Raw genomic sequence first — 529 nt, forward strand, 5'->3', positions numbered from 1 at the left:
GTGCATCCGCGGTGGTTAGTATCAGTGCTTCATCATGGGCGCGCATGTACGGGTACCAGAATATCAACTGGTTATCCATCGACTACGCCTGTCGGCCTCGCCTTAGGTCCCGACTCACCCTGGGAAGACGAACTTGACCCAGGAACCCTTAGTCATCCGGCGGATAGGATTCTCACCTATCAATTCGTTACTCATGCCTGCATTCTCACTCGCACACAGTCCACGCCTCCTTACGGTAACGCTTCAACCCATGCACGACGCTCCCCTACCCAAACAAAAAATGTTTGCCGCGGCTTCGGCGGTGTACTTGAGCCCCACTGAATTGTCGGCGCAGAACCACTCGACCAGTGAGCTATTACGCACTCTTTCAAGGATGGCTGCTTCTAAGCCAACCTCCTGGCTGTCTTCGCGATCCCACATCCTTTTCCACTTAGTACACCCTTAGGGGCCTTAACCGGCGATCTGGGCTGTTTCCCTCTCGACTATGAAGCTTATCCCCCACAGTCTCACTGCCGTACAACACAATTAG

The 529-nt window shown here is 53.9% G+C and carries 1 rRNA gene; it reads right to left on the minus strand.

Annotated elements, in window-relative coordinates:
• Positions 1-529 (minus strand): 23S ribosomal RNA (locus tag MHY24_RS12025); the annotation flags it as partial.

This window comes from Corynebacterium sp. ACRPQ, assembly GCF_022347225.1.
GTDB classification, from domain to species: Bacteria; Actinomycetota; Actinomycetes; order Mycobacteriales; family Mycobacteriaceae; genus Corynebacterium; species Corynebacterium tuberculostearicum_D.